The organism is Mesorhizobium sp. P160187 (genome assembly GCF_057766425.1).
Genome location: NZ_JBYMDX010000004.1, coordinates 982,882 through 1,000,509, shown reverse-complemented (window position 1 = coordinate 1,000,509; position 17,628 = coordinate 982,882). Strand labels below are relative to the sequence as shown.

The window sequence follows — 17,628 nt, the reverse complement described above, 5'->3', positions numbered from 1 at the left end:
GCGGTTTTCGGACGACATCATGCTCTATATCTTTGATTTTTAGAGCCGGATGATTTCAGGTCCAACAGACCTGAAGCCATCCGGCTCGGGTGCGATGCGGCAGACTATAGAGCAGGCGGCGTGCGCAAAGCCAAGATTGCGCCATGGCTTTTCGACTGGCCGACTCCCGCAAGGCGCCCAACTGTCATGACTTCGCCACGACTTGCCCCACGGGATGAGCGTCTCTATCAAGGACCGCTTTAGAGGCGGCCTTTGCCGCCCTTTGAGTCGCCACCATTATGTTTTTTCGCTTCTTTCGCCTGATCCTGGTCCTAGCGCTCGTTGCCTTGGCGCCGCATTCGTTCGGCGCCAAGGCGCAGGGGCTGGGCCAGGCGCCTGCCGGGCTGGTCGCCGACCAGCAGAAAATCCTGCAGGGTTTGGCGACGAAGACCGACGCTCTGGAGAAGAAAGTCCAGGAGGACGGCGTCGACGACACCACCCTTGTCGAGATCCGCCTGCAGCTGGAAGAGCTGTCGCGCGCTGCGCTGAACAGCGCGCTGGCGTTTCGTTCGCGGCTGGGAGAGATCAATTCGAGGCTCGAGCAGCTTGGCGCACCGCCGGCTGCCGGACAGCCCCCTGAACCGGACATCGTGACCGGCGAGCGCCAGGCGCTGGCGTCGGAAAAGGCGGAGATCAACGCCGTCATCGCCGGCGCGCAGAACCTGTCGATCCGCATCAATGCGCTGATCGAGAAGATCGGCAACATGCGCAGCGAGCTGTTTCGCAGCGGGCTGACCAAGCGCTATGTGTTGTCCGATGCACTGAGCCCCCAGGTGTTTTCCGACGCAAGGGACGAATACGCCAACTTCTACAGGGCGGTGTCATCGTGGCTGAGCTTTGCCTTCAAGTTCAAGTTCCAGGCGATGCTCGCGGCGACCCTCATGGCGCTTGCGTTGGCCGTGGTGCTTCTGGTCGGCGGGCGCCGCCTGTTTGGGCGCATCTTCGAGCCCGACGCGTCGGTTGAAGATCCGACATATCTCAGTCGCCTGTCGGTGGCGTTCTGGTCGACTTTGCTGCCGACGCTGGCGGTCAGCGCCTTCCTCGCCTCGACGGTGTTCCTGTACAATTATTACAATGTGCTGCGCGGCGACATAGGCGTGTTCCTCAACGCGCTGGCAGCCGTCATCGCCATAGTGTTCTGTGTCAACCGCCTGACCAATGCGGCGCTGTCGCCTAGCATGCCGAACTGGCGCCTGATCCAGGTCGAGACCGGCCCGGCGCGTTGGCTGGTGCGGCTGACGACGGCCATGGCAGTCGTCATCGGCATCAACAATTTCCTGTCGATCGTCAACGACAAGATGGGCTCGCCCCTGTCGCTGACGGTGGCCAGGAGTTTTGTCGCCACCGTCATCGTGGGCGTCATCCTGATCCTTATGGCGCTGCTGAAGCCTTACAAGGACGCCGACGGGCGCTGGCGCCCCTGGCCGGCCTGGCTGCGCTACACCTGTGTCGCGCTCGGCCTGTTCACGATTGCGGCGGCACTGTTCGGCTATATCGGTCTTGCCATCTTCGTCTCGTTGCAGGTCGTGGTCACCGGCACCATCCTGCTTACCGCCTATATCGGCTTCCTGTCGGCGCGCGAGATCGGCGAGGAGGGTGGTTTCGCCGGCACCTCGATTGGGCGCTGGCTGAAGACCAACTCCAGCTATGAGGACACCGCGCTCGACCAGCTCGGCCTCGTCGTCAGCGTCGCGATCAACCTGATGATCGTGCTGGTGTTCCTGCCGCTGATCCTGTTGATGTGGGGCTTCCAGCCCGGCGATATCCAGGCCTGGGGCTATAAATTGGCGACAGGCGTCACCGTCGGTTCGGTGACGATTTCGGTCACCGGCATCCTCACCGGCATCGTCGTCTTCATCATCGGCTATTTCCTGACCCGCTGGTTCCAGGGCTGGCTCGACGGCTCGGTTATGGCGCGCGGCAAGGTCGATACCGGCGTGCGCAACTCGATCCGGCTGGCGGTCGGCTATGCCGGCGTCGCGCTCGCCGGCCTCGTCGGCATCTCGGCGGCGGGCATCGATCTTTCCAATTTGGCGCTCGTTGCCGGCGCACTCTCGCTGGGTATCGGCTTTGGCCTGCAGAATGTCGTGTCCAACTTCGTGTCGGGCCTGATCCTTCTCGCCGAGCGGCCGTTCAAGGTCGGCGACTGGATCGTCGCCGGCGACACATCAGGCACGGTCAAGAAGATCAGCGTGCGCGCCACCGAAATCGAGACCTTCCAGCGGCAATCGGTGATCCTGCCCAATTCGAACCTCATCAACAACGCCGTCGGCAACTGGACGCACCGCAACAAGCTCGGACGTGTGGAGATCAAGGTCGGGGTCGCCTATGGCAGCGACCTCAAGCGGGTACACGCGGTCCTGCTTGAGATTGCGCGCGGCCATGCGCTGGTGCTGAAGAACCCGGAACCCTTCGTGCTGTTCACCAATTTCGGGCCGGCAGCACTCGAGTTCGAGATCCGCGTGTTCCTGGCCGATGTGCTGAACGGCGCCATCGTTCAGAACGATATCCGCTTTGCCGTTCTCGATGCTTTTGACGCCGAGCACATAGAAATCCCCTCGACGCCGCGCGCCGAGGTCAAGGTCAAGAAGACCGACGCATGGCCGATCGACGACGACAAGATCGAGGTCGAGTTCGCCGAGAAGGAGCAGGCGGAGGCCAGAGCCGCCGCCGAGGCGAAGCGGCTGGCCAAAACTGGTCGCAAGGCCCGCAAACCCGATCCCAGCTAAGGCCCCAAGCTCCTCCCAAACCAATTGCGGCATGAATGCGGCATTCAGTTGCGGTTCAGCTTGCATCTCATATAAGCTCACATGCAAAGGCGAGAATGCCTTGCGAAATGCAACAGAGGCGGTGTGGAAACACCGATATTGCAAAATGTGGAAGTCGCTCGTCGTCGCCATCGCTCTTACCGCAGCGAGTGGCTCGGCCTTTGCCGCCAGCGCGGTCAACAAGGATGCTGAGACCCGTACGCTGATCGTGACGGAAGGCGGCGGCAAGACGGAGCTGGCGCTGGCCGCCGGCGAAACCGTGGAATTCTGCCCGAACGGCTGTTTCGTCACCTTGCCCAATGGTGACCTCGAGGCCCTGACCGGCTCGGAAACGGTCGAAATCTCGGGTGGCGTTGCCCGCATCAAGTAAAGTCGGCAGGCAGCTCTTGCAGAGGCCGGGCAATGCCCGGCCTTTTCTCGTCTACGGCAACGGTTGCTTAACGATGACGAGGGAAATACCCCGGCGCATATCCGTTGCAACCAGACGTTTTAACGTTCGTTGCGCCGTTGCTCGCTATGCCGGATACCAATACGCCGAAACGTGGCGCGACGGGTTTTTGAGCTGGGCAGGAAAGATATGGATGCGCGGTCGGACAAGAACGCAATTCCGCTTGCGGTCGACCTCGACGGCACGCTGATTGCGACCGATCTTCTTTGGGAAGGCCTGTTCATCCTGCTCAAGAAGAATCCGCTCTATGTTTTCCTGGTTCCGTTCTGGCTGGCCGCCGGCCCGGCGCGGCTGAAACAAGCGATCGCCGACCGCATCGACATCGATCCGGCCTCGCTGCCCTATCGCGAAGCGCTGCTGCAGCGGCTGCGCGCCGACCATAGCGACGGACGCAAGATCGTGCTGGCGACCGGTACGCCACGCAAGTTCGCCGAGGCGATCGCCGCGCATCTGGGCGTCTTCGACTATGTGCTGGCGACCGACGGTCCCCACAACATGACCTCGGGCCGCAAGCGCGACGCGCTCATCGCCGCCTATGGCGACGGCGGTTTCGACTATGCCGGCAACAGCCGGCACGACCTCAAGGTTTTCGGAGCCGCACGCAACGCCATCGTCGTGGCGCCCGACCGCCATGCGAGGCGCTGGCAGGCCGCGCATAGCGCCGAAAGGATGCCGGCGCCGAAAAGGACATTGAAGACATTCGTCAAGATGCTGCGGGTGCATCAGTGGCTGAAGAATTCGCTGATAGCGGTGCCGATGGTGCTGTCGCATGAATACTTCAACATCAACATGATCTGGCAATGCCTGCTGGCGTTCGTCTCCTTCAGCGCCGTGGCTTCCGCCATCTACATCCTCAACGATTTCTTCGACCTTGCGCTTGACCGCAAGCACCCGACCAAACGCAACCGGCCTTTCGCCAGCGGCGCTTTGTCGATCCCGTTCGGTCTCGGCGCGATGGCGGTGCTGCTGGCGATCGGCATTGCCGCCGGGCTTCTGTTGCCGACCGAGTTCCTGGGCGTGCTCGCCGGCTATCTGGTGGTGACGACAGCCTATTCGCTGTCGTTCAAGCGCATGCTCCTGGCCGACGTACTGACGCTGGCGGGGCTCTACACAGTGCGTGTGCTGGCAGGTGCTGCGGCGACCGGGGTCGAAGTCTCGTTCTGGCTGCTTGCCTTCTCGATTTTCTTCTTCCTGTCGCTGGCGCTGGTGAAGCGCTATGTCGAACTGCGCACCACAGCCATTCCGGTGGGCGAGCGCATTGCCGGCCGCGGCTACCGCATCGAAGACCAGGAGATCGTCGCCCAGGCAGGAATGGCGTCGGCCTTCTCCTCGGCGCTGGTGCTGGCGCTGTACATGGACAGCGTCGCGGTACGCGAACTCTATCCGCATCCCTGGCTGGTCTGGCCGCTGGCGCCGATCGTGCTGTATTTGACCATGCGGGTCTGGATCCTGGCGCGCCGCAACGAGATGAATGACGATCCGGTCATCTTCATCATCCGCGACTGGCGAAGCCAGATCGTCGTGGTGATCGGCGCCGCCCTTCTGGTCGCGGGAGGCTGGTAGGGCATGGCCGGCGAACGGTACCGGAGTTTTGGCCTCGCCACGCCGGCCGCAAAGCGAGCCATCGCGGCCGACGATGCCATCGCGCTGATGCGAAGCCGCAAGGCGACAAAGAACGCTCTGCTCGCCTATGGCAATGGCCGCTCCTACGGTGATTCCTGCCAGAACGGGCCAGGTGCGGTCGTGGACATGCGGCCGCTGAACCGCATCGGCGCCTTCAATGCCGAGACCGGCCTGCTCGAGGCGGAGGCCGGCGTGTTCCTCTCCGATATCATTGCGCACACTGCACCTTACGGTTTCTTTCCGACTGTCGTCCCAGGCACCCAGTTCGTCACCCTTGGCGGCGCGATCGCCAATGACGTCCATGGCAAGAACCATCACCGGCGCGGCACCTTTGGCTGCCATGTCGAGTCGTTCACGCTGCTGCGCTCGGACGGGCGGACCTACACCTGCTCGGCAACCGACAATGCAAGGCTGTTTGCGGCGACGATCGGCGGCATGGGGCTGACCGGCCTGATCCTGTCGGCCTCGATCCGGCTGATGCGGGTGCATTCGCTCGATATCGCCGAGAAGGTAACGCGGTTTGCCGATCTCGGCGAATTCTTCGAACTGGCCGAGGCCGCCGACCAGGCCAATGAATATGCCGTCGCCTGGATCGACCAGCTTGCCGGCGGCCATGGCCGCGGGCGCGGCCTGTTGTTGACAGGCAATCATGCCGAGTATGGCTCGCATGCGGCGTCTCGCGCCGGCTCCCGTTTTTCAGTGCCGTTCCAGCCGCCGTTCAATGTGCTCAACCGGCCGTTCCTCACCGCCTTCAACGCCGCCTATCGGTGGAAGAAGGGGCGCTCGCCGGGGCCGAGCCAAACCGGCTACCAGGGCTTTTTCTTTCCGCTTGATGGTGTCGGCGACTGGAATCGGCTGTATGGCCCGAAAGGTCTCTACCAGCACCAGAGCTTGGTGCCGGAAAATGTCGCGCGCCAGACCGTGCCGGCGCTGCTCGAGGCGGCGCGACGGGCCGGGCAGGGCTCTTTCCTCACCGTGTTGAAGCGCTTCGGCTCGATCCGCTCGCCGGGGCTGCTGTCTTTTCCGCGGCCAGGCTTCACGTTGACGCTGGATTTCCCCAATCGCGGCGACAGGACGCTGGCCCTGCTCAGCGAACTCGACGGCATCACGGTCGCGGCCGGCGGCGCGGTCAACCCGTACAAGGATGCGCGCATGGGCGCTGATACTTTCGCGGCCTCCTTCCCGAATTGGCAGCGGCTTGAAGCGCTGCGCGACCCGGCGTTCGTGTCCAGTTTCTGGCTGCGGACGGCGAAAAAGCTCAACGTCCGGCCAGGGCGTGTCGAGGCAGCTGAATAGGTACAATCCGAATAAGTCATGGTGAATAGATCGTAATTTCCGTGGTTTACTCAAAGCATTGTCGTGACTTCATGAAATGTTTGCAGGTTCGTAATACGACCGTTGCGAGTGGCGGGTGCAAAATATGAAATACATCGTCTTCATTCTGTTCACGGTCATGACCAATGCCGCCGCGCAGCTGATGCTGAAGCAAGGCATGATGTCACTCGGGCCGATTTCGTTCGAAGGCACCAATCCGCTGTTGAGGCTGTTGCAGGTCGTTTTCAGCCCATGGGTGTTTCTCGGCCTGTGCACCTTCGTCATCTCGATGGCTTCGCATCTCTATGTGCTGTCCAAGGTCGAGCTCAGCTTCGCGTATCCGTTCCTCAGCCTTGCCTATGTCGCGGTTGCGATCTTCGCCTATTTCATCTTCCGCGAGGACCTCAATGCCTGGCGCATTGCCGGCATCGCCTTCATCTGCGTCGGCACCGTGCTGATCGCGCAAAGCGGTCGAGACTTGGGCGGGCGCGGGCATGACGACCAAACCGCTTCCATCATCCCCGACAAGACCAGCGAGATCGTTCGATGAGACATGTTATTTTCGGCGGCGACGGCTTCGTCGGCCGTCATCTTGCCCCGAAGCTTGTGGCCGATGGTGAAGAGGTTGTCGTTGCCGACATCGTCAAGAGCGACCTGGCGCACTATCGCAACGTTCGCTTCGTCACCTGCGATGTCACGGATACGGCCTCGGTGGCCAACATCGGATTGAAGGCCGACGACATGGTCTACAACCTGTCGGCCAAAATGCTGTCGCCGATCCAGGTGCGGGCCAAGCGTCACGACTTCTTCTTTCCGGTGAATCTCCACGGCACCGAACACATCATGCAGGCGATGGACAAGGCCGGCGCGTCCAAGCTCGTCCACTACACCACGGACATGATCTACGGCCACACGGTCACCCAGCCGATGACCGAGGAGCACCCGGTCGCGCCGCTCGGCGAATATGGCTGGTCGAAGCAGAAGACCGAGGAGCTCGCCGCGCAATGGCGCAAGCGCGGCATGTCGATCTCGCTTTTTCGACCGCGGCTGATCATCGGTCCCGGCCGGCTCGGGATCCTGGAAAAGCTGTTCAAACTGATCGACTGGAATTTTCCTGTGCCGATGATCGGCTCGGGCAAGAACCCCTATCAGTTCATCTCGGTGTTCGATTGCGCGGAAGCTGCCCGCGCGGCCTGGAAGGCAGGCGTGCCCAACCAGGCCTATAATCTGGGCTCCCTCAATCCGCCGCCGGTGAAGAAATTGCTGGGCGACCTGATCAAGCATGCCGGCTCGAAATCGCTGCTGATCCCGACGCCGGGCTGGGCGGTCAAGCGCACCCTCGACCTGCTCGATCTCATGAACATGCCGATCATGGATCCCGAACAATATCTGATCGCCGATGAGGAGTGCGTGCTCGACGTATCCAAGGCCGAGCGCCAGCTCGGCTGGGTGCCGCAATATCGCGACGAGGACATGCTGATCGCCGCCTACAGCGAATACCGCGCCAAGAAAGACGGGCTTGCCGTCACCGCAAATCATGTCCCCGCCGAATAGGTGGGACGACCAGGAGAACTCCGAAATGACCGTCATGGCCAAGCCTGAGCAGACGAACGCGCGCACCATGGTCGGCGCGCCGGCGTTGTCGCCTACCGCCATCGCCAAGCCCGACCTGATCAGCGTCGAGCAGGCGAAGGCGATGGATGTTGCGCGCATGACCGACTTGTTCAAGGCGCATCTCAATCCGGGCCAGCTGCATTTCATGAAGCTGCTCGGCTTCCACAAGATCAAGATCGAGCGTGCCGAAGGCATGTTCTACATCGACCAGAACGGCCGCAAGATTCTCGACTTCTTCGGCGGCTTCGGTTCGCTGGCCTTCGGCCACAACCATCCGCGCATCCTGGAGGCCCGGCGCAAATTCCAGGAGGAGAAGCGCCAGGAAATCGCCATCGCCTTCATGTCGCAATATGCATCGGCCCTTGCGCACAACATCGCCAAATGCTCGCCCGGCGATCTCGACATGGTGTTTCTGGGCTCGTCGGGTTCGGAAGCGATGGAAGCGGCGGTGAAGCTCGCCGAGCGCGCCGCCGGGCCTAAGAGGCCAAAAATCGTCTATGCCGAGAATTCCTTCCACGGCAAGACCAAGGGCGTGCTCGGCATTACCGATGGCCAGCTCTACCGCGCGGACTTCAAGATGGCTGAGAACACCGTTCGCATTCCGTTCGCCGATATCGAAGCGGTCGAGCGGCTGTTCCGCTCCGACCCGGAGGTCGGCGTCATCGTGCTTGAGACAATCCAGGGCGGCGGCGGCATCATCCAGGCGCCGGCCAAATACTGGCAGAAATTGCGCGTGCTCTGCGACCAGTATGGCGTGCTGTGGGTGGCGGACGAAGTGCAGTGCGGCTATGGCCGTTCGGGACGCTTCTATGCCTTCGAGCATTATGGCGTCGTGCCCGATGTGACGGCGCTGGCGAAATCGCTCGGCGCCGGCAAGGCGGCGGTCGGCGCGATGATCGCCCGGCGCGAGGTCTATATGAAGGCCTATGGCACGCCGAAGACGGCGATGATCCATGCCATGGCCACCTTTGGCGGCATGGGCGAGGCCTGCGTCACCGCGATCGAGGGCATCAACGTGCTCTATGATGAGGGGCTGATCGACAACGCCGCCACTACCGGCGACTATCTGCTTCAGCGCCTGCAGGCGCTGAAGGAGAAGTACCCTAAGATCATCAAGGACGTGCGCGGCAAAGGCTTTATGATCGGGCTCGAGTTCCACGACTTCTCGCAGACCTTGCCGATGGTGCTGCGTCCGATCGTCAGCGTCCTCGACGACAAGCTGAAGGGCTCGCTGTCGGGCTTCGTCGGCGCGCTGTTGTTGCGCGACTATGACGTGCTCGTCGCCTTCACCGAATACAACCGCAACGTCATCCGTCTCGAGCCACCGCTGATCTGCCAGCGCGAGCATGTCGACCGTTTCGTCGATGCCTTCGACAGCCTGCTGTCGCGCGGCATCGTGGGAATCGTCAAGGATTTCGTCAAAAGCCAAGTCCGTTAAAAGAAGTCCGTTGAGCGAAGTCCTGAGTCCGACAATGCTGAGCAAGTCTCCCGCCCCGCAAAACACACTCGACCGGCTGACTGCGGCCGCTCTCGCGTGGGGCGAGGGGACTTATGCGCGATGGGCGGCTCCGGTCGGCGCGATCGCGTTTTCGCTCTATATCCTGCTGACGGCGTTCATGGCCTTGACGATGCCCGACGCCAATTGGGACATGCTGCCCTATCTCGCCATCGCCGAGGAGGGCGCTTATCCCGATGCGCAGGCATTGCATGACTATGCCTACAGCACGGTCCAGGCCGGCGTGTCGGCCGCCGACTACAAGGCGCTGACCGACGATGGCGGCGGTTTCCGCAGCCATATGGCGCAACATGCCGCCGACTTTCACTCGCTGCTTGGCATGTACCGGATCAAGTTTCTCTATGCCGAGATGCTGTCGACGATGAGTTCGGTGATGTCGCCGGTCGAGGCGATGCGGGTGCTGCAGGTGGTCTCGGTGCTGCTGTTCGGGATGATCACGCTGCTCTGGTTGCGAACCGAAGGCGTGCTGGCGCTGGCGCCGGTGGCCGGCGCGGTGCTGATCATGGCCGATTTCGGCGACGCGGCGCGCGCCTCGACCCCGGATCTGTTGTGCTCGGCGCTGTTCCTAGGCGGGCTGCTTGCCTATGTGCGCGGCCGCGAGGCAGCGACCGCTGTCCTGCTTTTCCTGGCCTTCATGGCGCGGCCGGACAACATCGTGTTCCTAGCCATTTTCGCCGTGCTGCTGCTGGTCTTCCGGCAGCGGGCGTGGGGCGCGCTGGCCGGCTTTGCCGCGTCCTTCGTCGCCTATTTCGCGATTTCGCACTGGGCCCAACATCCCGGCTGGTGGCCGCATCTGTGGTTCTCCAGCATCGAGCAGCACTACAATATGGATGGCTTCGAGCCGCCGTTCTCGGTTGGCGCCTATCTCAAGGCGTTTGCCGCATCCTTCATTCGCGCCATCAGCATCAACAGCTGGGTCGGGGTCTCGGTTCTGGCGCTGGCCGCGTGGTTTGCGCTCGGCCGCGCCGGCTTCCGGCTCGATCGTCGCGCCGGCATCCTGCTTGCAGCACTGGTGCTTGGCGTGCTGGCGAAATTCACCGTCTTTCCGATCCACGACACTCGCATCTACTTCCCGAACCTTCTGCCGCCCTACCTTTTGCTCGTCGGCCCGGTCATGGCGCTGTGGGCGTCGGCAAGCCTGAATGGAAGGCGGCCCATCGCCATACCTGGAGATAAGCCATGAGTTCCATTTCCGGGCTGGCGCGCATCGCCCTTTCACTCGGCCTGCCTGCCGGTCTGCTCGATCGCGGGCCGGCGTTGCGTGGCACGAAATTCCTGGCCAAGGCGGCGCTGAAGGCGCGGTTTGGCGGTGGGCAAGCCTTCCAAATGGTCAATGTCGGCGCTTGCGACGGCGCGCTGTTCGACGACGCCACGCCGTGGCTGCACCGCATTCCGCGGGCGCGGGCCGTGCTGGTCGAGCCGATCCCGTACAATCAGAAGCGGTTGCGCGCCAACTATCCCGACACGGAACGCTTCGTCGTCGAACCGGTCGCGGTGACAAAAACCAAAGGCACGATCACCGTCCACACTTTCGATGCCGCGGCACTCGAGGCCGGCACGCTGCCGATCGAGTTCATCGGCTGCTCGTCGGTCACCGACACCAATCTGATGTCGGGCAAAAATGCCTGGGGCGAGGCCGACGTCAATTTCAACAAGTTCGCGCCGCATCTCAGGGACATCGAAGTGCCGTCGGAGACGTTGCAGACACTGCTCGACCGCAACGGCATCACGCATATCGACGCCTTCCTGGTCGATTGCGAGGGCGCCGACTGGATCGTCTTCGAACAGCTGGATCTCAAGCGTTACCGCCCCGGCATGATCAAGGTCGAGGTCGGCGCGCTGCCGGCGGCTGAAATCGGCGAGGTCGTGGTCAAGCTCAAGACATCAGGCTACCAGGTCGGCTTCCAGGCCGAGGACATCTGGGCCTTCGCCTGAGATAGATCGCCACTGGCGGCACGCCGGCGCGCCGGGTCGCGTCGCATCTGCGACGTGTCGCAAACAGGCGGTAGCTCCATCCACGTCCTCTGCATATTGTGCGCCATTCGAACGGGCGCGGACACGCCCGCTTTATCCCTTGGAGTCGCGGGCAATGGCAGAGTTTCCGAAACAGGCGAAGGTCGTCATCGTCGGCCTGGGTGGCATTGTCGGCGCCTCGATCGCCCATCATCTGATCGAACGCGGCTGGACCGACATTGTCGGCATCGACAAGTCGGGCATCCCGACCGATATCGGCTCGACGGCGCATGCCTCGGACTTCTGCTATACCACCAGCCATGATTTCCTGTCCTGCTGGACAACGCTCTACTCCATCGATTTCTACGAAAAGATGGGCCATTATGCGCGTATCGGCGGCCTCGAGGTGGCGCGCGTCGGTGACGACAGCCGCATGGACGAGATCAAGCGCAAGATCGCCTCGGCCAAATCCTTCGGCACCCGCGCCCGGCTGATCGAGCCGGCCGAGATCAAGGAAAAATTTCCGCTGATCGAAGAGTCCATGGTGCAGGGTGGCCTTTGGGATCCCGATGCCGGCCTGGTCATCCCGCGTTCGCAGACCGTCGCCGGCAAGCTGGTCGATCAGGCGGAAGCGTCGGGCAAGTTGAAGTCCTTCGCCAACACGCCGGCCAAATCCCTCATTGTCGAGGAGGGCCGCATCAAGGGCGTGGTCACCGACCGCGGCACGATCATGGCCGACTATGTCATCGTCTGCGCCGGCATCTGGGGCCGGCTGATCGCCGAAATGGTCGGCGAAGACCTGCCGGTCATGCCGATCGACCATCCGTTGACCTTCTTCGGGCCTTACAATCAATTCGCCGGCACCGGCAAGGAGATCGGCTGGCCGCTGCTGCGCGACCAAGGCAATTCGGCCTATATGCGCGACACCGGCGATCCCAAGACCGCCGAAGGCGGCCAGATCGAATGGGGTTATTACGAAGAGACCAATCCGCGCCTCTGCCATCCGCGCGATTTGCTGGAAAAGGATCAGGCGCGGCTGTCACCGTCGCAGCGCGATCTCGACATGGAGCAGATCCTGGCGCCGCTTGAGCGCGCCATGGAGCTGACGCCGATCCTGGGCGAACTCGGCTACAATGAAAGCCATTCCTTCAACGGCCTGTTGCAGGTGACCGCCGATGGCGGCCCGTCCATGGGCGAGAGCCAGAAGGTGAGGGGCCTCTGGTACGCCGTCGCCATCTGGGTCAAGGACGGCCCCGGCATGGGCAAGCTGATCGCCGACTGGATGACGGACGGCCGCACGGAAATCGACCATCACGCCATCGACTATGCGCGCTTCTATCCGCACCAGACGAAAGAGCAGTTCATCTGGGATCGCTGCACCGAGACGGCGATGAAGGTCTACAATCCGGCGGTGCATCCGCGCGAGCCGTTCTCCAAAGGCCGCAACATCCGCCGCTCGCCATTCTGGGAGCGCGAGAAGGAGCTTGGCGGTTACTTCATGGAGCTGGGCGGTTGGGAGCGCGCGCATGGCTATGCCGCCAACGAGCATCTGCTGGAGAAGTATGGCAACCGGGTTCCCATACGTGAGAACGAGTGGGACAATCGCCATTTCTGGCGGGTGTCCAATGCCGAGCACCTGGCGATGAGCGAGGATTGCGGCATCGTCAACCTCTCGCATTTCTCGATGTACGACATCGAAGGGCCGGATCATGTCGCGCTGCTGGAGTGGCTGTGCGCGGCCAAGATTGGTGGCGACAACAACATCGGCAAGGGTATCTACACCCACTTCCTCGACGAGGAAGGCATGGTGCGCGCCGACTTCACCGTCATCCGCATGGCCGACCGCTGCCGCCTGATCGACGGCGCCGACGCCGGCCCGCGCGACTTCCGCTACATGCAGCGCACCGCGCAGGACAAAGGCTTTGACGTCACCATCACCGACGTGACGGAAAAATATGTCACCATCGGCATCTGGGGACCGAACGCGCGGGCGACGCTGCAGAAAGTGGTCGAAAATCCGGATGGTCTCTCGCTCGAGAACTTCCCGTTCGCGGCGATCAAGCCGGTCAGGATCGGCGGCAAGGACGTCACCGCCTTCCGCATCTCTTATGTCGGCGAGCAGGGCTGGGAACTGCACATGCGCTACGAGGACGGCCTGGCCGTTTGGGACGCGCTGCGCTCGACCGGGGTCATGCCGTTCGGCGTCGAGACCTATGCCAACACCCGGCGCATGGAAAAGAGCCTGCGCCTGCAGAACGCCGACCTTCTGACCGAGTATAATCTGCTCGAGGCCGACCTTGCCCGACCGAAGGTCAAGGAGAACGACTTCTGCGGCAAGGCCAAACATGTCGAATACCGCGCCCGCGAACACCAGCCGGCGATCCTGTGCACGCTGGTGATGACGGAAAACGTCGATTCGAAGGGTGTTGCCCGCTATCCCGTCGGCACCATGCCGGTGATGGATCCGAAGACCGGCGAAACCCTTGTCGACGAACTCGGCCGCCGCTCCTTCACCACGTCGATGGCCTATGGCCCGACCATCGGCAAGAACATCGGCCTCGCCTATCTGCCCTGGGCCCACGCCCAGGAGGGCCGCAAGTTTGCCATCGAATATTTCGGCGAGACCTACCCGGTCGAGGTGGCTGCCGTCGGCTACAAGCCGCTCTACGATCCGGAGAATTTGAAACCGCGGAGTTGAGCGTCATAGGTTCCAACCAACACATCGAAAAGCCCGGCACCTCGCCGGGCTTTTCGCTTTGTCAGCAGCCGATTTTCGCTTACCTTCGGGCATGTCTGCATTTTCTTGCGCACGACATTTGTTTTCAGGCAGCGCCGCACTGGCGCTGGTGCTCTGGCTTGTGCCGCCGGTTCAAGCCGCCGAGCCGGTCGACGTCGAGCTGGTGCTGGCCGTCGACGTGTCGCTGTCGATGTCGCCGGGCGAACTTGAAATCCAGCGTCACGGCTATGCTGCTGCGCTGACGCACGACAATGTTCTGCAGGCCATCGCCGACGGCGCCTATGGCAAGGTCGCCGTCACCTATGTCGAATGGGCCGGAGCGACCACGCAGCAGGTCGTCGTGCCGTGGACGGTGATCGCCAGCCGGGTCGATGCCGAGCGGGTGGCCGCGCAGCTTTCCGCCCATCCGCCGGCCAGCGCCCGGCGCACCTCGATTTCCGGCGCGCTGGAATTCGGCAGCGATCTGTTCGCCGAAAGCGGCTTTCAGGGGACAAAGCGCGTCATCGATATTTCCGGCGACGGGCCCAACAACCAGGGCGCGCCCGTCGACATCACCCGCGACGCGGTGGTCAAGCAAGGCATCATCATCAACGGCCTGCCGCTGATGACGCGCGGCGGGTTCGGCGGCGCCTATGACGTCAACAATCTCGACCGCTACTACAGCGACTGCGTCATCGGCGGTCCCGGATCCTTCATGATCCCGGTCAATGACTGGACGCAGTTTCCCGAAGCCATCCGCCGCAAGCTGGTGCTGGAGCTGGCCGGCGCCGCTTCGCCGCAACGGGCGCGCGAGGAGGCCGGGCATCCGCCGGTGGTGCTGGCGCAGGACCGGCCGACCGACTGCCAGGTCGGCGAAAAGATGTGGCGCGACCGCAGCTGGATGTTCGATGCGCGTTAGCGTTCGCATCATCACGCTGCCGTGAAGGGCCGGTTTCATTGACAAGCCCATGGGCGTCTGTGACACAATTCGGCATCCGAAAAAACAAGGGGAACCGACATGAACAAGACCATCGTCGCTGCCGCGGTATTGGCGCTTGCGGCTGCAATATCCGTGCCGGCCGAGGCTGCCACATCGGTCACCATCGGCATCAGCGGATGGACCGGCTTTGCGCCGCTGACGCTCGCCAAGCAGGCCGGCATCTTCGAGAAGCATGGCCTCGACGTGACCCTGAAGAAGGTGCCGCAGGCCAGCCGGCCGCTCGCCATCGCCAGCGGCGATCTGCAATGCGCCGCCACCACGGTCGAGACCTGGCTGGTGTGGAACGCCTCAGGGGTGACCACCAAGCAGATCTTCCAGCTCGACAAATCCTATGGCGCCGACGGCATTGTCGTGCGCAACGACATCAAGACCGTCGCCGACCTCAAGGGCAAGAATGTCGCGTCCTCGGCGCCGGGCACGTCGCCCTATTTCATGCTGGCCTGGGTGCTGAACAAGAACGGCCTGTCGACCAAGGATGTGACCGTCGTCAACCTGGAACCGGATGCGGCGGCGCAAGCCTTCCTCGCCGGCCAGAACGATGCGGCGGTCACCTATGAGCCGTTCATCTCGGCGGTGCGCGACAAGTCCGATCAGGGCCACATATTGGCGACCACGCTCGACTACCCGATGGTGCTCGACACGGTCGGCTGCACGCCTGAATTCCTCACCGCCAATCCCGACGCCGCCAAGGCGCTGGCCGACAGCTATTTCGAAGCGCTCGACCTGATCAAGAGCGATCCGCAGAGATCCTACGAGATCATGGGCGCCGACGTGAAGCAGTCTGCGAAAGAATTCGAGGATTCGGCGAAATACCTGAAATGGGCCGACAAGGCGGAGAACAAGCAGTTCTTCACCAAGGAATTCCAGGACTTTTCCAAGACCGCCGGCGAGCTTCTGCTGCAGATGGGGTTGATCAAGGAAGCGCCAGACGTTGCCACGCTGGCCGACACCAGCGCGGTGGCGAACTGACAGGCCTCGCCTTTGACCATTGTGCGGCGGCGCCTAGGGCCGCCGCTCTCTCCTGGACAAGTGATGATTTGACGATGCGGACGATCTGAAGATGCGCCCCTTGCATCCGGTGTCGCCGGGCATTCGAACCGTGCTTGGCATTTCCTTCTTCGTGCTGTTCGTCGCCTTCTGGGCGTGGATCACGCTTGGCGGCCACGTCAACCGCATCTTCCTCGCCGACCCGCTGTCGATGCTGCGGGATGGTTGGCGGCTGCTGGTCGAGGACCGCTTCTGGCTCGACATATTGATCACCATCTGGCGGGTCTTCGGCGGGTTCCTGCTGGCGTCGATCGTCGCCGTGCCGATCGGCATCGCCATGGGCGCCTGGAAACCAATAGAGGCGTTTCTGGAGCCGTTCGTCTCCTTCGCCCGCTACCTCCCGGCTTCGGCCTTCATTCCGCTGCTCATCCTGTGGGCCGGCATTGGCGAGCTGGAAAAGCTGCTGGTCATCTTCGTCGGCTCGGTGTTCCAGATCATCCTGATCGTCGCGGTCAAGGTGGGCTCGACGCGGCGCGACCTGGTCGAGGCGGCCTATACGCTGGGTTCGACCAACAGCGGCATCGTCAAACGGGTCATCATGCCGGCCAATGCGCCCGAGATTGCCGAGACGCTGCGGCTGGTGCTCGGCTGGGCTTGGACCTATGTCATCGTCGCCGAGCTGATCGGTTCGTCCTCAGGCATCGGCTACATGATCATCAACAGCCAGTCGCGGCTGGCGACAGGGCAGATCATCTTCGGCATCATCGTCATCGGGCTGATCGGACTGTTGTCCGACTTCGCCTTCAAGGCGTTCAATCGCTGGCTCTTTCCCTGGAGCCTGGCATGAGCAAGTTGCTTATCGAAGGCGTCTCGCGAACCTTCGCCGGCGTGCGCGGCGGGCAGCCGGTCAAGGCGCTGATGCCGGTCGACCTTGCGGTCGCGGCCAACGACTTCATCACCATTCTGGGGCCGTCCGGCTGCGGGAAGTCGACGCTGCTCAGGATCGTTGCCGGCCTGGAAGCGCCGAGCGAAGGCCGTGTGCTGCTCGACGGCAAGGCGGTGACGCGGCCGGGACCGGATCGCGGCATGGTGTTCCAGTCCTACACGCTGTTTCCGTGGCTAACGGTGGCGCAGAATATCGCCTTCGGACTGCGCGAACGTGGCATGGCCGAAAAGGAGCGAGACGGGATCGTCGCTTCCTATGTCGACCTCGTCGGGCTCAAGGGCTTCGAGAACCATTGGCCAAAGCAGCTGTCCGGCGGCATGCAGCAGCGCACGGCGATCGCCCGGGCGCTGGCCAACGACCCCGAAATCCTGTTGCTGGACGAGCCGTTCGGTGCGCTCGACAACCAGACGCGCGGACTGATGCAGGAACTGCTGCTCGGCATCTGGGAGCGGCGCAAGAAGACAGTGCTGTTCGTCACCCACGACATCGAGGAGGCGATCTTCATGGCTTCGCGGGTGATCGTGATGAGCGCGCGGCCAGGCCGCATCAAGTCGGATGTCGCCATCGACCTGCCGCATCCGCGTCACTATACGCTGAAGACCAGCCGGGAGTTCTCGGCGCTCAAGGCGCGGCTGACCGAGGATATCCGCGTCGAGGCGATGCGCACAGTACAGGCGCAGCCCGCCGAAGCCTGAGTGCGTTTT

The 17,628-nt window shown here is 62.7% G+C and carries 14 protein-coding genes; all 14 read left to right on the top strand.

Going from position 1 to position 17,628, the window contains the following annotated elements:
• Positions 1-278: 278 nt before the first annotated feature.
• The 14 genes from AC3CCE_RS21885 to AC3CCE_RS21820 all read left to right on the top strand — a co-directional run bounded on the left by AC3CCE_RS21885 (position 279) and on the right by AC3CCE_RS21820 (position 17,619).
• Positions 279-2,768, top strand: coding sequence for a mechanosensitive ion channel family protein (locus AC3CCE_RS21885; RefSeq protein ID WP_352625893.1), 2,490 nt, complete (start codon positions 279-281; stop codon positions 2,766-2,768).
• A gap of 145 nt (positions 2,769-2,913) precedes the next feature.
• The gene (locus AC3CCE_RS21880; RefSeq protein ID WP_023670370.1) at positions 2,914-3,177 is read left to right on the top strand and encodes a hypothetical protein; all 264 of its coding nucleotides are present in this window, start codon (positions 2,914-2,916) and stop codon (positions 3,175-3,177) included.
• 207 nt (positions 3,178-3,384) lie between these two features.
• Positions 3,385-4,818: a UbiA family prenyltransferase gene (locus AC3CCE_RS21875; RefSeq protein WP_352513545.1), complete on the top strand. Its 1,434-nt coding sequence runs from the start codon at positions 3,385-3,387 to the stop codon at positions 4,816-4,818.
• 3 nt (positions 4,819-4,821) lie between these two features.
• Complete coding sequence (locus AC3CCE_RS21870; RefSeq protein ID WP_352625894.1) at positions 4,822-6,174, top strand: FAD-binding oxidoreductase; 1,353 nt, start codon at positions 4,822-4,824, stop codon at positions 6,172-6,174.
• A 124-nt stretch (positions 6,175-6,298) separates the two neighbouring features.
• Complete coding sequence (locus AC3CCE_RS21865; RefSeq protein ID WP_023741597.1) at positions 6,299-6,742, top strand: EamA family transporter; 444 nt, start codon at positions 6,299-6,301, stop codon at positions 6,740-6,742.
• Positions 6,739-7,746: an NAD-dependent epimerase/dehydratase family protein gene (locus AC3CCE_RS21860; protein WP_023700339.1), complete on the top strand. Its 1,008-nt coding sequence runs from the start codon at positions 6,739-6,741 to the stop codon at positions 7,744-7,746. The genes AC3CCE_RS21865 and AC3CCE_RS21860 overlap by 4 nt, the downstream gene beginning before the upstream one ends.
• A 67-nt stretch (positions 7,747-7,813) precedes the next feature.
• Positions 7,814-9,244 (top strand): aspartate aminotransferase family protein, encoded by a 1,431-nt coding sequence (locus AC3CCE_RS21855; protein WP_352625951.1) that lies wholly within the window; start codon positions 7,814-7,816, stop codon positions 9,242-9,244.
• 34 nt (positions 9,245-9,278) lie between these two features.
• A complete protein-coding gene (locus AC3CCE_RS21850) occupies positions 9,279-10,505 on the top strand; it encodes a hypothetical protein (RefSeq protein WP_352625895.1) in 1,227 nt (408 codons plus the stop codon).
• Positions 10,502-11,257 carry an FkbM family methyltransferase gene (locus AC3CCE_RS21845; RefSeq protein WP_352625896.1) on the top strand — a complete coding sequence of 252 codons (756 nt, stop codon included), beginning with the start codon at positions 10,502-10,504 and terminating at the stop codon, positions 11,255-11,257. The genes AC3CCE_RS21850 and AC3CCE_RS21845 overlap by 4 nt, the downstream gene beginning before the upstream one ends.
• 154 nt (positions 11,258-11,411) lie before the next feature.
• Positions 11,412-13,973, top strand: a complete 2,562-nt coding sequence (locus tag AC3CCE_RS21840; RefSeq protein WP_352625897.1) for a GcvT family protein — start codon at positions 11,412-11,414, stop codon at positions 13,971-13,973.
• 91 nt (positions 13,974-14,064) lie between these two features.
• Positions 14,065-14,910, top strand: a complete 846-nt coding sequence (locus AC3CCE_RS21835; RefSeq protein ID WP_352625898.1) for a DUF1194 domain-containing protein — start codon at positions 14,065-14,067, stop codon at positions 14,908-14,910.
• Positions 14,911-15,009: 99 nt separating this feature from the next.
• Entirely contained in the window at positions 15,010-15,960 is a 951-nt protein-coding gene (locus tag AC3CCE_RS21830; protein WP_023688106.1) for an ABC transporter substrate-binding protein, read from the top strand.
• 91 nt (positions 15,961-16,051) lie between these two features.
• Positions 16,052-16,825 carry an ABC transporter permease gene (locus AC3CCE_RS21825; RefSeq protein WP_023688107.1) on the top strand — a complete coding sequence of 258 codons (774 nt, stop codon included), beginning with the start codon at positions 16,052-16,054 and terminating at the stop codon, positions 16,823-16,825.
• Entirely contained in the window at positions 16,822-17,619 is a 798-nt protein-coding gene (locus AC3CCE_RS21820; RefSeq protein ID WP_023696446.1) for an ABC transporter ATP-binding protein, read from the top strand. Before AC3CCE_RS21825 ends, AC3CCE_RS21820 begins: the two co-directional genes overlap by 4 nt.
• Positions 17,620-17,628: the final 9 nt, after the last annotated feature.